Source organism: Erysipelothrix sp. strain 2 (EsS2-6-Brazil), assembly GCF_016617625.1.
In the GTDB taxonomy this organism is placed as follows: domain Bacteria; phylum Bacillota_I; class Bacilli_A; order Erysipelotrichales; family Erysipelotrichaceae; genus Erysipelothrix; species Erysipelothrix piscisicarius.
In genome coordinates this window covers 1-14,876 of sequence record NZ_SBAR01000022.1, presented here as the reverse complement: position 1 = coordinate 14,876, position 14,876 = coordinate 1, and the positions used below count along the sequence as shown (strand labels likewise).

Here is a 14,876-nt window from a genome sequence, read left to right as displayed (position 1 = left end):
TTTCATTTTTTTATCTAATTGTTTATACTTCATATGGGAGCTCCTTTTAGTCGGGTGGGCTCCTTTTATTATACAAAAACAACCGCACCTTGGGTGGTGCGGTTGAGATTTGAATTTAGGAAAAACGTAACCGTATGGCTACGTTTTTTATTTTAACTTAAAGGTCATGGATACCGGGTTGTGATCGGAATGTTCAAAGTTAAGTGTTCCATGTCCAATTGTTTGCTTGATTTCAATATTATCCGATACGAGGAAACCATCAATGACTGCGGTAAAGGTCTCTTGAGGACGGTAAGCCTTATCGACGGCCCGTACCGAAGGATTTTTAGGATCTACACCCCAATGATACCCTTTGGGTGCAAAGTCGTCAGGAAGCTTCATAATCCAATCTGGATAAGCATCCGTCCAACGAAATTGTTGCGCATCCGTTGTCGGTAACTCATGATTAAAGTCACCACCTAAAATAACGTAATTTCCCTGAGCATACTCGGTTTCAAGCACATGACGCATTTGGGCAAGTTGTTGAACACGGACTTTACCGCCTTCATCAAAAGCAGAGAAGTGAGCGTTAATAAGAACGAGTTCTTTACCGTTATCCGTTGGATAGCGCGTAATACTAAATGCTCGTTTTAGATCAAATAATTGTTTAATCATTGGTTCTTCTCCATCAAAACGATAACGTTCAGAAAGCGTTGGAACGGATTTTGAAAGGGTTACAATACCACTTTCTGCTCCACCCATTGGATGTGTAAAAGGAACCGGTACGTATTTCACTTTGTAATTGGGAGCATAAATACCGTTGTATTCGGTTTTACGCAACAATTCATACTGATTAATGTCATAACTGCGATTACCGGATAAATCAACTTCTTGAAAGAACGCAAAATCAGGATCTTGCTTGATGAAGAATTGATTGATCGCATCCATATTTGTCATCACTTCATCGTAGGAATCAGCCCCAGCTTTACTTCCGCCATCCATAAAGAAGTCTTGATCTTTTCCTAAAGCACCATAGCCAATATTATACGTTAAAATTGAATATAGTTTATCCGTTGTAATCGTGGACTGGTGGGTTCCCTGATCAATCTCGAGTTGAATGCGCGGCTCAGGCTTATAATCGGTAACAAAAGCATAGGTTATAAATCCACCCAGCACAATTAGAACAATCAGTAAAAAAGCTAAGACCACTTTGATTATTAATTTAAATAGATTCTTCATAGGCATCCTCATTTCTATAGATTAATTTTACGTTAGATTGTTGGAAGCAACAAGATAAATGGATGAAACTTTTAAATATGGGATTTTGGTGAGAAATGAATAAGTTTAAATGTTTAGTAGTAATTGGGAAGATGTTGTGATATACTTTAGAAGTTATAAGATACTCATTGCAATTGTGTGAACAAGGTAAGCATGACCTTCTTAATTAACTAGAACTGGAGGCATACTTATGGAATCAGGAAAAGTAAAATTCTTTAATGCAGATAAAGGTTTTGGATTCATCATTACTGACAGTGGAAAAGAAATTTTCGTACACTACTCAGGAATTATCAGCGATGGTTTTAAAACTTTAAATGACGGTGATGTTGTTACTTTCGATATTGAAAGTGATACACGTGGTGATAAAGCTATCAACGTTAAAGTTGCTTAATTAAAACATTATCATTTAACTCTCGGAAACGAGAGTTTTTTTGTCTTTAAAGAGACGTTTTTTGTTTTATGTGGTCAATGTTGTGCTTAAATTTCTCTGAATTTGATATAAAATCACGCGATTTTTGATGATTTTGGAAACTTTCTTAAATCTTAACCTATCAAAAAATAATTCATGTATTATAAAAAAAGAAAATAATAAATACTATATATAAGGATAGCGGTGATTTTATGAAGAAACGATTTAAAGCGATGATGCCCATAGTTCTTTCACTTCTTTTAGTGATTACAACCGGCACAAATATCCGTGCAAATGACGAAGGAATTGGTGCAGAACTCACACCAGTGGATGATATATCGATCGTTCAAGCGATTCTGGATGAAGAAGCGACGGATGTTGAAGAGGAAGCATCTGAGGTTTCAGTTGATCCCAGTGACCCAGTCGATATTATCGTAGAACTGGAAGCACGACCAATTTTAGATTACGAAAATGAGATCCATAGGGTTGGTAGTTTAGGGGCGTTTTCAGAAACCAAACAAGCTCAAGACCTCGAAGAAAACTTAATCAAATCTCATGACGTTGTAGTTGATAAGATTTCTGAAGTGATTCAAAAGGATGTGGAAGTAGAACGTAATTTTACACGGGTTATGAATGGTTTTTCTCTGAAAGCATCCTTGGATGATCTTAATTTAATAAAAGATATCGAGGGCGTTAAGAGTGCTTTTGTCAGTCAAACCTATGACATTCCCGAACCACAAATGGTTGATAGTAATCGTACCATTGGTTCGGATACCGTTTGGACGCAATCACACTACAAAGGTGAGAATACAGTGGTAGCGGTTTTGGATACGGGTCTTGATACAGGACATCCTGCCTTTGCGGTAGCACCAACACAATTTAGAATTAATAAACAAAAGATCCAAACGGTTTTAAATGATAAAAAACTCAAGGCGACAGCCAATACACCCGGACTTACTGTAGATCATGTTTATATCAATGATAAAGTTCCATTTGTTTATGACTATGCCGATAACGATCCGATTGTTGATCCGAGTGCGCATAATTATGGACGTTTAGCCCATGGAACTCACGTTGCAGGAACTGTAGCGGGAAAAGATCAAACAGATTTTAGAGGCGTTGCACCGGAGGCGCAACTCATGATTTTTAAAGTGTTTAGCGATAAAGGCGGTGGGGCCAGTGATATTAGCTTGGTATCGGCATTGGAAGATTGTGTTTATTTAGGCGTTGATGTCATTAATATGAGTTTGGGTAGTGATGCGGGGTTTATGCATGATGCCTACAAGCCTACAAACGATATGTATAATCGTATTCGAGATAACGGTATTGTCCTTGATGTTGCCGCAGGAAATGCCATGTCCGCTTCTGAGAAAAACTTATATGGGAATGATTTAACGCTTGCTTCAGATCCCGACCACGGTATTGTTGGGAGTCCGTCAACGTATGCGTCTCCGGTATCTGTAGCAAGTGTGAATAATACGAAATATCGTCCGGGAAGTAAGACCGTTGATCCAACTCAAGTCACCCTTTCTGGTTTCTCCAGTATCGGGACAACCCCTAACATTAGTATTAAGCCAGAAATTTCAGCGCCAGGGGCATGGATACGTTCCGCAATGCCCCGATTAAATGGACGTAATTATGATGAGATGTCCGGAACATCCATGGCAACACCGCATGTTGCAGGGGCATCCGCATTAATGAAACAATACTTAAATGATAAATTTGGAAGCCTTACCAACATTCAAAAGATGGAACTTACCAATAATCTATTGATGAGTACCGCCCATCCAATTGTACAAAAAGATGGTGCGCCCCAACCGGTTCGAAAACAAGGGGCAGGGATGATGGATATTAATGCTGCTATTAAGACCCCAGTTTATTTAAGTGTTGATCCCAAGCAAAATCATGATGGCTCCAATCGCCCTAAAATCGAATTGGGAGATGACCAAAACAAAACGGGTAATTATACGTTAAAATTTAAAGTTACCAATATCGGAACACAAGCCGAAACGTATCAAATTCAAGAAAAAGTGAGTGTACCCGCAATCAAACGCAGTATCATGGATGATCATCGCGAACGTGTGTTTATGACGGATGATAACCGAAGTGCGGATGTAACACGTTCAGGATCTACATCGGTGACGGTAAAGCCGCAGGAAACAAAGGATGTATCGATTACCGTTCAACTTACCCAGGCTGAAAAAAATCGACTCAACCAGGAATTTGAAAATGGCACGTATGTGGAAGGTTTTGTACAACTCACGCATGCCAGTCATCCACAAATCAGCATTCCATTCTTAGCGTTTTATGGTGATTGGGAAAAGCCACCCCTCTTTGATCATGCCGCGGAATATGAGATGGGTGTTCGTGCAAGTAACTATGCACACCGTTATCGTTCTGACAAAATGCCCATGGGTGGTAATATTTTTGATCGTCGGATGATTCATACAAATCCAAGTCGTTTTGTACTCTCTCCAAATGGAGATGGCTTGTTTGATAAGTTGAATGGAATTAATTTAGGTCAATTAAGAAATGTTGAATCCATGACCATGGAAATTACCAACAAACAAACAAAACGGGTCATTATGAAAGAAGAACGTCCAAATATTCGTAAAACCTTCTACAACAATACCTATGGAAAACAAGTTCCAAACATCCTTTTCTGGCCTTTCTCAACGTTTACAGGCCTAGATCAACATAAAAATCCGCTCCCAGAAGGTCGCTATGATTTAAAAATCAGTGCTGATTTGGGATATCGTAAAGGGATTGATCAAGAACTTGTTCATACAATTCATATCGATCATACAAAACCGGTCATTCCAGAAGATAAAATTAAGTTTACAGAAAAGAATGGAACGGTGATGATGCATGTGGAAAGCAGTGATAATACATTTTTAACGCAAACTGCCCTTTATCCTGTTTATAATGACAAAGTCCAAGTAAACCGTCCGCTAAAGAAACAGTATACACCCTATGATCTTGTATCCCGTCATGCCTTTGATGTGGATGTGACGAATTTAAAAGGTCAAGAAGTTGTGATATCCGCAGTTGATGCCGGAATGCTTGAAACCAATTATAAAACTGTGGTACCTGGCACACCCAAACCACACCTTAAAGTGGATGAGTTTAAAATAAAAGTGGGTGAACAAATTCAACTTGAACCAAGTAATTTTAAATGGCAGACACCAACGTTTGAATCGGAAGATCGTGATGTTGCGGGTGTGAATGATAAAGGACTTGTAACGGGCATTAAACCTGGAGCGACTTTTATTAAAATCCAAGATAAAAATGGCATTGATCTTGTTGCACTTATCGAAGTATTTGAAGAAGAATCGCTGAAACTTCAAATGAAGGTTGGAGAAAAACGTAAACTTGTATCTTATGAGTTAGAGGGAACACGTACCTTTGATTCGGATGCTCCACACATTGTTTCAGCTCTTGATACAGGCGAAATTGAAGCCCATCAAAAAGGTAAAGCAAAAATTACGGTTCAAAATGCGTACGAAAAATTAGAGTATGAGGTTGAAGTTGTGGATCAACCACAATACAAACCAACGCTAAGCTTTGAGAAAAACGTCTACGAAATTAATTCGGGAACGGTTGTTGCTCCGAAATTTACAATAGAAAACAATGATCCAAGCAATCCTGAAGTTGTAACACGATTACTTACAAGCAACGAGGAACACGTGAGCATAGCCGGCCTTAAATTTACAGGGGAGCATGCTGGTGAAGCTGCAGTCATTGCGGAACTTAAAAATGGAACACGAGCCGTTGCGAAAGTAAAAGTAGGGGGCTTGGATATGAAAAAATTAGATATTCTAATCAGTCAAGCATCCAATTTAAATGCTGCCGATTACACCCAAACTTCCTTTACGAACTTAATGACCACACTTCAAGAAGCGAAAACACTTCGCAATCAAAAAGGGATTGATCAAAATCTTATTGATAATATGGTCGACAAGCTCAAACAATCCCTGAACCAACTTGTTTTGGTCATTAAAAACTTACCGAGTTCAATGGACGTTGAAGTAGGGAATACCTTTAAACTCAGTCCGAAACCAGCTCAAGGAAAATGGATTTGGGATGAAGCATATCTTGAAGGAACACCTCAAAATAATGGTCAGGATATGATATTTAAAGGGCTTAAAGAAGGTCAAACGGACATCCGTTATCGCACTAAAGATGGTGAAGAACAATCCGTCGCGGTTACGGTTAAAGCCAAACCGGAACCCATAGAAATCGATCCAGTTGTTCCCACAAATCCAATCGATCCCGAAAATCCCAAAGATCCCGTAAAACCAAAAGATCCTGTAGATCCCGTAAAACCAAAAGATCCCGTGGATCCCGTAAAACCAAAAGATCCCGTAGATCCCGTAAAACCAAAAGATCCCGTAGATCCCGTAAAACCAGCGGATCCTGTAGACCCAATAAAACCAAAAGAACCCGTAGATGGGGGATTAAAACCAATTGACGATTTGAAAAAACCAATTATTAAACCCAAAGATCCTGTTTCACCACCATCACGTGATGAAGGTGTCAAACCTGAAAAACCAGTAGTTCATTTTGGTATCGTAAGTGAATCTTTACCGCAAACAGGTATTACACCTCAATATCGTGGTTATACACTTTTAGGATTAGGTCTTGTGTTACGAATTATAAGTGATAAAAAGAATCACATAAAATAACAATCATGATGTTTTACTAAAATTTACACTAAATTCATCACAACAAGTCCTCAATATGTTATTCTAATCATAGTCTGTTATAGGCATAATATAAATAGGAGGACTCTAGTTTGATTGAGTTATTAAAAGTTATAATCCTCGGTATCGTTGAAGGAATTACAGAATGGTTACCTATCAGTAGTACAGGTCATATGATTCTTGTAGATGAATTCTTAAAATTGAATGCACGACCTGAATTTAAATCCATGTTTTTTGTGGTGATACAATTAGGTGCAATTCTCGCCGTGGTCGTTATTTATTGGCATAAGCTGTTCCCATTTAAGAAAAATAAAGCGGGAAACATAACTGTCGAAAAAGACATCATCAATATGTGGTTAAAGATTGTGGTTGCTTGCATTCCAGCTGGAATTGTTGGAATTCTATTTGATGACTGGATTGACGCACATTTGTATAATCCGACCGTTGTCGCAATTATGTTAATTTTATTTGGGGTAATTTTCATTGTTGTTGAAAATCGCAATAAAAATGCGAAACCAAAAATCACAAAAATTTCTGAAATTACATATCAAACGGCATTGATTATTGGACTATTCCAATTAATTGCAGCTGTATTCCCAGGGACATCACGATCCGGTGCAACAATCGTTGGGGCATTGATTATTGGTGTGTCCCGCATTGTCGCTACAGAATTCACATTTTTCTTGGCAGTACCCGTTATGTTTGGGGCAAGTATTTTAAAATTAGCGAAGTTCTTCATTAAAGGGAATGGATTTATGTTCTCTGAGTTTGGCTTACTAGTTGTCGGAATGGTTGTGTCCTTTATCGTTTCGGTATTCGCAATCCGTTTCCTATTAAATTATCTTAAGAAGAATGACTTTAAAGCATTTGGTGTTTATCGAATTGTTTTAGGGGTAATTGTTTTACTGTTCTTCTATGTTGTGAAACCATTGTTATTCTAAAATAGAGAAGCTTCGGCTTCTTTTTTTATTAAAATCACAATACAACACACAGTTGTTATGAGATGTGTGTGCTAAAATGTAAATAGAAGATAATGAGGAAGGACTGTCGACATGAGAAAGATCATTTGTATTTGTTTGATGTTAGGGATTACTGCTGGGTGCTCCGATCGCGGGAAAACTGCGACTTCGATAAAGCCACATCCCGTTGATAAAGAAGTTCAAAAGCTTCCACCAATCAAACCAAATACAGAAAATCCAAACCATCTCCCTGAAGTTTCCTTCGAAGATGCACTTGATTTTTATTTCTCGTTACACGATGAACAATCAATCATTACGGAAGTTGCCTACAGACCTCTTCATGAAGAGGGAGTCTATGAGGTTAAGGCAGCGATTGAAGATAGTGAAGTTGAAATCGTATTTAATAGTAATCATGCCATTCTTTCGGAGACAAATGAATACTTGGACCATGAAGAACAGCTTGAGGTTGAACGGGATGGATTTACGCGGGATGAATTTGATACGGTGATTCCTGTTTCGGATGCAATGCATCAAGCATTAAAAGTTAAGCCTGGACATTTTGTGGAAGTTGAACTCAAGAAGAAGGATGATGCCTTAGTCTATGAGGTTGAGATTGTTGGTGCACATCAAAAATCGATCGATATTAAAATTGATGCGATGACGGGTAAAGTGATGCGCGAAGACTAGTTCGTAGAACTTAGGAAGTGGTATGATGAGAAAAATTAAACTATTCATTGCCATGAGTCTGGATGGCTATATCGCGGATGAGAAGGGAGCTATTGATTGGTTAGACCCTTATAACTCTTTAGATGATGATACTTATGATCGGTTCTACAAATCCATTGATACCGTCGTCATGGGGCGGAAAACATACGAACAGGTTACAGAAGTACTTTCACCGGATGTCTATCCGTATGAGGATTCCTTTACCTATGTTGTTTCATCACAGGATATAAAACTGCGTAAAAACATGGCAATCATCTCGGACGATGTTGTTGGAGTACTGAATGCCATAAAGCAACAAGAAGGCAAAGATCTTTGGATTGTTGGTGGTGGAATGTTAGTTTCAGAACTTGTGGCATCAGCGATTATTGATGAATATTGGATTGCGGTTGCTCCGGTTTTACTGGGGAAGGGGATTCCATTATTTGATGAATCGATAAACAGCCACCACCTTGATCTAATTGAAAGTGATACAAAGGGCCAGTTGGTTTATATGAAGTATCGAAAGCGCGATTAAGTGCGCTTTTTTTGTTGTTTTGATACGGAATCAATTTAATTATGAAATAAGTGTGAAAAATGACCGCAAATCTCCTTGACTTGTCCATGTGGCAGTTGTATTATAAGTGGAATGACACACTTATGTCGCAAAGAGGTTATGATGAAACAACAAGAAATTATTCGAAGAACTGTGCCCTTTATAATTATGAATCCGACCGCTACGGTAAATGATATCGCAAAAAATGCCGGTATCAGTCGCGCGACGTTTCACCGTACGTTTACAGGGCGTGATGAGCTTTATGACGTAATGGCTCGCGCTTGTATTGAGGAGATTGATACAGCCCTAAAGGGACTTGAACGTAAACTGGATTTATTTGAATCTTTAAAAGATATTGTAGATGTACTGATTGAATTGGGTGATCGCGTGTACTTCTTATATTATTATCCGGATGGTCTGAATTCGGATGAACTTCGACAAGAATGTCATGCAATCCTTAAGCCCCTTTATACTGTTGTAATTAAAATGTATAAAAAGAAGATGTTGAATCAAAACGTTAATGAAGGATGGATTATCAATACCATCAATAATTATGTTTCAATTGCATGGGTTCAGGTGTATGTGGGAAATGTAACGCAAAAAGAAGCCGTCGAAAATACAATGCAGATGCTACTACATGGAATTGTAGCTTACTAAAAAAGTCTCAACGATTGCGGTCGTTGAGACTTTTTAAATTTAAGACAGGTCTTCTTTATGATTAATGTACTTATTAATAATGACCGAGATAAAGATTCCAAATAATGTTTCTAGAATCCGGCGAATCATGTATTGGATGGCATCCCCTTGTGTGCCATTATGATTAAGGAGTACCGCAAGAACCAAAATTGCGGACATGGATGTTGCATATTCACGAAGGTTTAATATTTTACAAAACGTTAGATCAACCAGAAGTACCAGTACAATCAATACGGTGTATCCTAAGGAATCATTAGGGATATTAAAATAGATGGTAATAAGAAGAAAGAGGATACCGATAAGCCCTCCAAAGAGGGTACCTAATATTCGATCGAGTGAAGCACGTACAGCATGCTCAGGGGATGATTTCATCATCAATACGGCAGTAATTGCTGCATAGAAAGGAGCAGGATAATCTAATGTCCAAGCAACAATAAGACAAATTGCAACCGCAAGGGTTGTTTTGAGAATTCGTAATCCAGGTAAATATTTCGTGTCCATTTGGCACCTCAAGTTTCTTTTTTTGTGTAAAAATACAAAATATCCTTAATTTCATACAAATTATACATAAAAAATCAAAATATGTCATTCTTCCATTATTATAGGTTTGCATAACAATACAAAAAAAAATCATAACCTTCTTTGTATGTATGCAGCACACACCATAATAATGATTCATCAGTGTGTGATGAATCGTGTGCAACCGTCTTTGGTGAGACGACTGCTTTTCGATGAAGTTAAGTAACAGTTAGGAATGATTTAACGAAGATGAACACACTTCGGAGCTCTTATTTAGGTATGGTGGGATATTCTAAATAATATATTGACTTCCTATAAATCATTATATCGCACATAATCGATTTTATCGCTTGGTTATACTTGACCATATAGTCAAGCATTGTTACTTCAGTTATTACGAATAACGATCCGTTTGCATTCTATCATTGATGTAAACGAAGCACATCGTACCAAAATTTGTTTTGATCAAGGGGATGTGAAGCAATACAAATATTTGGGGCGGAAGGAGGAGGCCAATGAAAAAAATAGTTAATCACGTTGTACAGGGTCTGTTGAAAATTTCAGATCAAGCAACAACATTATCGCTATGGTCTTTCTATAAGCCAGAATTGCCAAAGAAAAAATAATAAAAAACCTTGGTTAGTAACGGACCAAGGTTTTTTTATGGTTCAATTATAGGGAAAGGTTATGCTATAATTTAGGCAAAGGAATGGTATGGTTATGATTAAAATAGCAATTGTTGATGATGAAACGATCATGCATGATCGTCTTCGGGAAGTTGTGAATCAAACACTGCTTAGCCGAGATATTGATTATCGTGTCTTAATCTTTGATAATCCAGATGATGTGTTGTCGTGTGTAAAACAGACCAAGATCGATATTGTTTTATTGGATATCGAATTGGGTTCTCGAAATGGCGTTGAATTAGCGAAACGTCTTTCTTTGGATAGTCCAAGTACAGTCGTTATCTTTATCACCTCCTATGAGGGCTATATTAAGGACGCTTTTGGTCTTAATGTCTATGACTATATCTTAAAGCAAGAATTGGATTTACAGTTGCCAGAGGCGTTAATTCAGCTTACGACGCGCTTAACCCAACGCGATAGTATTGTTTTTAAATTTGATTCGGGGATTTTAAATTTGGAGCTTATGGAGATTGTTTTTGCGCTCTATGAAAACCGTAATATTACGATTTATACTCAAGATGAGTCGTATGTTATGAAGTCCACCAGTTTAACGAAGGTCTATGAAAGTTTGCCTGAATCAATGTTTATCCAACCTAATAGTCGCTATATTGTGAATATGATGTATATTCAAGAAATGCGAAAGGGCGTTATTAAACTGAAGGGATATGATGACGTAATTGAAGTATCGCGCGGTCAGTTTAAAAATTTATATCAAAATTATTTAGATTTCTTAGTAGAAAGTGAGCGATTGTAGATGACAAATGAAGGCATGATGCTGATTGGGGAAGCATTGTTTTGTCTTTTAGATGTATTGTTGCTTTTTAGAGCTGCGCAAGTCTTTCTTACAACTAAAGATAATCATAAATTTAAATTCTGGGGTGTTACCTTCCTAACATCCTTTTTGATTTTTAGTGCCACCGTTTCGACCGCGTTTTCTTCTTTTGTTTCGATTATTATGGGTGTTTTACTAATTGTTTATGTGTTTGTATTGTTTGATGGTAGTGTGTTTGCGAAAGTAATGTCCGCCATTGTCTATTATCTTCTCTTAGGTATTATCACGATTCTGGTAATTTCCGCAGTCGTTAAAATTACCAATATTCATGTTGATGTGCTAATGGGGGCAACCGAATTAAGAATGATTGTGATGTTTGGTATTAAGACCATTACAATCATTCTCATTGAGTTGTTGCGTCGATTTTTAGGCCCCAAGCAGTTTACTCAAGATATTTTTGTTTCCAACTATACATTGGGTTACCTCGTGGTTAACCTGCTCGTAATTATCGTCCTTTTTGATATTGTGTTAACTCAGGACTACATTATTTCGAAAAATCTTATTTTCTATTTTATTATTATCCAAACAATCTTAATCTCGATTATGTTTATGATTATCAGTAACTATTTTGAAATGAAAGTAAAAAACGAGACATATCAAACGATGATCGATGCATTCAATCTCTATCAAAAACGAGAAGTGGAGCGTGTTGAATCCGATGTGGAAGTCATGAAACTTAAACATGATCTTAAAAACCACATGGCCTCACTTTCCTATATGATTGAATCGGGAAAGGATGATGAAGCGCGGAATTACATTCATGAGCTGATTCATCATGAAGCTTTAAAGACGTATGTGAACACTCCCAATCCGGTTATAAATGCAATCGTAAACTCTAAAATCACGCAAAACCCACATATTCATTTTGTTACGCGGGTTGGTATTTCTGAATTTCAAATTGAACCCTATGACTTAACGGTGTTGCTTGGGAATGCATTGGATAATGCGATAGAAGCTGCAGGTAAGTGTGAACGACGGGTCGTCAAACTATATCTTGAAGAAAACAGTCAGTTCTGTAAGATTCAAGTCTTGAATACATTTCATGAAATGCCACGTATAAAAGATGGCGTTTATCTGTCATCAAAACGGTTAGGGGATAAACGTGGTTTTGGAATGGTTGCCATGAAAGAAACAACCGAAAAATATATGGGGAAAATGGATAGCAAGATTGAAGATGATTATTTCAAATTAACGCTAATCCTTTCCAAATCATCATAATATGCATAAAAAGATACAATATAAACCATTTCGATTTATCAAGTATCTTTTTTTCATATAATACAAATAGAGGTGTTACATGAAAAAAATATCATTGAAACTAAGTCATAATTTTTATAAATACGGGTATATTGATGAAGATGATTGTGATCGCATGCGTTTTGCTTTAGAAGTTGTGATGTCCAATCTGTTTACGTTTGGTTTTATCATTCTAATGGGGATTGTATTTCATTGCTTTCGACCCACATTGGCGTTTGTTGTGATGTTAGGGGCTTTGCGGAGTTTGGATGATACGTTCCACTCAAGTACCTTTTTGGGATGTTTTACTATGACGGTGATTGCCTATGTCTTCTCGGTATTTGGTCCAAGTGTGATTGACACGAGTTTCAAGGTCCCTTATATGCTCTTATCATCAGCATTTTGTGGATCAATCATGCTTGTATTTTTATTTAACCGCAATAACATTCGCCTAAATAAAAACACCGGATTTATGAGTTACATTATTATCATGTGTTTCATCTTATTTATTCTTGCTTTAGCACTCCCAAGTATCTTTGATATTGTTTTAGTGGTGATGAATGTCATTATGGTGGTTACGATAACGTTTGCGTTTGGCCAAATTATTCATCTTCGCGAAGCATAAGGATACCCAGAACAATTAAGATCTTTAAATTACGGTTGTATTTATCTTTAAACCTATGCTATAATCTCGATAGTATGAGTCCTTTAAGTTGTGACAGAGAGCACAACAAGGTACGCAGTCAACTTTTGTATTATGATGCATAAAGCTGCTTTTTACCTTATTTAAACTTAAAGGACACCTTCGGGTGTCCTTTTGTATAAAAGACCATACGGGAGAAAGAAGAGGTTTTACACATGAGTCATAATCTTACAGTCGGGGTTCAAGAAAAACCCAGTTCAACAAGCAAGTGGATTATTCTAAGCTTGCAGCATGTTTTTGCGATGTTTGGGGCAACCATTCTCGTTCCATTTTTAACGGGATTGGATGTAGGGGTCGCACTGGTCGCAAGTGGTATCGGTACCTTAATTTACATTCTATGTACAGGTGCTAAGGTTCCAATTTATTTAGGAAGCTCCTTTGCATATATTGGAAGTGTTGCTGCCGCAATCGCTTCAACCGGAGGCGCAGCAAGTGCTTATACCGGTCTTATGGTTGTAGGTCTTATCTACTTAGTTGTTTCCATCATCATTACATTTACGGGTAGTGGTTGGATTAAGAAATTATTACCACCCGTTGTTGTAGGGCCGATGATTGTGATTATCGGATTATCCCTTGCACCAACAGCGGTTAAAGAAGCAGGTTTAATGGGTATTGATGTTCTCTTAGAACAAGGTAAATATCTTGGTGTACAGGGTGCTGCTTGGAAAGTTCCTTTAGTAGCATTTGTAACATTTATGAGTGTTGTGCTCGTCTCAATTAAAGGAAAGGGCTTTATTAAAGTTGTTCCATTCTTAGTCGCTATTTTTGTAGGATACTTTACATCAGTTGCTTTAGGACTGGTGGATCTTGGTACCGTGTTCCAAGGATACAGTTTCTTCCAAATTCCAAAATTTCAATTTATTGGAACATATAAACTTGATTTCACAGCCGTTGCGGCTTTCGCACCATTAGCGCTTGTAACGATTGCGGAACACATTGGAGATCACGTAGTTCTCGGTGAGATTACGGGTGAAGATTATCTTGATAGTCCAGGATTAAACCGTACTATTTTAGGTGATGGATTGGCTACATTTGTCTCGGCTGCCCTTGGGGGTCCGGCTAACACGACTTACGGTGAAAATACAGGCGTTATTGCAATGACCGGTGTTGGTTCAGTGTATGTAACCGGATTGGCTGCAATCTTCGCAATCTTACTTGGATTCTTAGGTTGGGTTCAAGCCTTTATCACAAGCATTCCTTGGGCTGTTATTGGTGGTATGACGATTGTGCTTTATGGCTTAATTGCATCAAACGGTATAAAGGTGCTGATTAAAGATCGTACCGATCTCTCCGATATGAAAAACTTGGTTGTCGTTGCATCCATGTTGGTGATTGGTCTGGGTGGTGCGAGTGTTCAAATTACATCACAAACGTCATTAACAGGGATGAGTTTAGCGGCGATTGTTGGAATTCTCTTAAACCTATTCTTAAATTTCATCGATAAACCAAAAGAAATAAAAGAGACTTATTAATAAAACGGCTTCGGCCGTTTTCCTAAATTCAAATCTCAACCGCACCACCCAAGGTGCGGTTGTTTTTGTATAATAAAAGGAGCCCACCCGACTATGAACTGAACCCCAAATTTTGGACAAGCTAATTATCTTTTAAATTTAAGGAT

13 protein-coding genes are annotated in these 14,876 nt (G+C 37.7%); 11 read left to right on the top strand and 2 right to left on the bottom strand.

The window, feature by feature from the left end; all coding sequences use genetic code 11:
* Positions 1–147: 147 nt before the first annotated feature.
* Positions 148–1,218: an endonuclease/exonuclease/phosphatase family protein gene (locus tag EPJ89_RS08500; protein ID WP_200549521.1), complete on the bottom strand. Its 1,071-nt coding sequence runs from the start codon at positions 1,216–1,218 to the stop codon at positions 148–150.
* A 229-nt stretch (positions 1,219–1,447) separates the two neighbouring features.
* Between EPJ89_RS08500 and EPJ89_RS08495 the strand changes: the two genes are divergently transcribed.
* The 6 genes from EPJ89_RS08495 (at position 1,448) to EPJ89_RS08470 (ending at position 9,243) form a co-directional block, all read left to right on the top strand.
* A complete protein-coding gene (locus tag EPJ89_RS08495) occupies positions 1,448–1,648 on the top strand; it encodes a cold-shock protein (protein ID WP_003775691.1) in 201 nt (66 codons plus the stop codon).
* Between the two features lie 230 nt (positions 1,649–1,878).
* Positions 1,879–6,351 carry a S8 family serine peptidase gene (locus EPJ89_RS08490; protein WP_200549519.1) on the top strand — a complete coding sequence of 1,491 codons (4,473 nt, stop codon included), beginning with the start codon at positions 1,879–1,881 and terminating at the stop codon, positions 6,349–6,351.
* 110 nt (positions 6,352–6,461) lie between these two features.
* A complete protein-coding gene (locus EPJ89_RS08485) occupies positions 6,462–7,310 on the top strand; it encodes an undecaprenyl-diphosphate phosphatase (protein ID WP_161636969.1) in 849 nt (282 codons plus the stop codon).
* Positions 7,311–7,421: 111 nt separating this feature from the next.
* Positions 7,422–8,015, top strand: a complete 594-nt coding sequence (locus EPJ89_RS08480; RefSeq protein WP_200549516.1) for a PepSY domain-containing protein — start codon at positions 7,422–7,424, stop codon at positions 8,013–8,015.
* Positions 8,016–8,040: 25 nt separating this feature from the next.
* Positions 8,041–8,568 carry a dihydrofolate reductase family protein gene (locus EPJ89_RS08475; protein WP_244660823.1) on the top strand — a complete coding sequence of 176 codons (528 nt, stop codon included), beginning with the start codon at positions 8,041–8,043 and terminating at the stop codon, positions 8,566–8,568.
* 141 nt (positions 8,569–8,709) lie between these two features.
* A complete protein-coding gene (locus EPJ89_RS08470; protein WP_161636972.1) occupies positions 8,710–9,243 on the top strand; it encodes a TetR/AcrR family transcriptional regulator in 534 nt (177 codons plus the stop codon).
* A 39-nt stretch (positions 9,244–9,282) separates the two neighbouring features.
* On the opposite strand, the gene EPJ89_RS08465 is transcribed toward EPJ89_RS08470, so the two are convergent.
* On the bottom strand, positions 9,283–9,783 hold the full coding sequence (locus EPJ89_RS08465; protein WP_200549512.1) for an FUSC family protein: 501 nt from the start codon (positions 9,781–9,783) through the stop codon (positions 9,283–9,285).
* A 533-nt stretch (positions 9,784–10,316) separates the two neighbouring features.
* Here EPJ89_RS08465 and EPJ89_RS08460 point away from each other — a divergent pair.
* The 5 genes from EPJ89_RS08460 (at position 10,317) to EPJ89_RS08440 (ending at position 14,730) form a co-directional block, all read left to right on the top strand.
* A complete protein-coding gene (locus EPJ89_RS08460; protein WP_018580021.1) occupies positions 10,317–10,427 on the top strand; it encodes an AgrD family cyclic lactone autoinducer peptide in 111 nt (36 codons plus the stop codon).
* A 94-nt stretch (positions 10,428–10,521) separates the two neighbouring features.
* Positions 10,522–11,241 (top strand): LytR/AlgR family response regulator transcription factor, encoded by a 720-nt coding sequence (locus tag EPJ89_RS08455; RefSeq protein WP_237558291.1) that lies wholly within the window; start codon positions 10,522–10,524, stop codon positions 11,239–11,241.
* Positions 11,242–12,537, top strand: a complete 1,296-nt coding sequence (locus EPJ89_RS08450; RefSeq protein WP_125164131.1) for a sensor histidine kinase — start codon at positions 11,242–11,244, stop codon at positions 12,535–12,537. It begins immediately after the preceding gene.
* Between the two features lie 79 nt (positions 12,538–12,616).
* Positions 12,617–13,180, top strand: a complete 564-nt coding sequence (locus EPJ89_RS08445) for an accessory gene regulator B family protein (protein ID WP_125164132.1) — start codon at positions 12,617–12,619, stop codon at positions 13,178–13,180.
* 233 nt (positions 13,181–13,413) lie between these two features.
* Entirely contained in the window at positions 13,414–14,730 is a 1,317-nt protein-coding gene (locus EPJ89_RS08440) for a uracil-xanthine permease family protein (RefSeq protein WP_161636974.1), read from the top strand.
* Positions 14,731–14,876: the final 146 nt, after the last annotated feature.

Coding starts and splice junctions, on each gene's coding strand:
- EPJ89_RS08500 (WP_200549521.1), bottom strand. CDS start 1,218: ATGAAGAATCTATTTAAATTAATAATCAAAGTGGTCTTAGCTTTTTTA.
- EPJ89_RS08495 (WP_003775691.1), top strand. CDS start 1,448: ATGGAATCAGGAAAAGTAAAATTCTTTAATGCAGATAAAGGTTTTGGA.
- EPJ89_RS08490 (WP_200549519.1), top strand. CDS start 1,879: ATGAAGAAACGATTTAAAGCGATGATGCCCATAGTTCTTTCACTTCTT.
- EPJ89_RS08480 (WP_200549516.1), top strand. CDS start 7,422: ATGAGAAAGATCATTTGTATTTGTTTGATGTTAGGGATTACTGCTGGG.
- EPJ89_RS08475 (WP_244660823.1), top strand. CDS start 8,041: ATGAGAAAAATTAAACTATTCATTGCCATGAGTCTGGATGGCTATATC.
- EPJ89_RS08470 (WP_161636972.1), top strand. CDS start 8,710: ATGAAACAACAAGAAATTATTCGAAGAACTGTGCCCTTTATAATTATG.
- EPJ89_RS08465 (WP_200549512.1), bottom strand. CDS start 9,783: ATGGACACGAAATATTTACCTGGATTACGAATTCTCAAAACAACCCTT.
- EPJ89_RS08460 (WP_018580021.1), top strand. CDS start 10,317: ATGAAAAAAATAGTTAATCACGTTGTACAGGGTCTGTTGAAAATTTCA.
- EPJ89_RS08455 (WP_237558291.1), top strand. CDS start 10,522: ATGATTAAAATAGCAATTGTTGATGATGAAACGATCATGCATGATCGT.
- EPJ89_RS08450 (WP_125164131.1), top strand. CDS start 11,242: ATGACAAATGAAGGCATGATGCTGATTGGGGAAGCATTGTTTTGTCTT.
- EPJ89_RS08445 (WP_125164132.1), top strand. CDS start 12,617: ATGAAAAAAATATCATTGAAACTAAGTCATAATTTTTATAAATACGGG.
- EPJ89_RS08440 (WP_161636974.1), top strand. CDS start 13,414: ATGAGTCATAATCTTACAGTCGGGGTTCAAGAAAAACCCAGTTCAACA.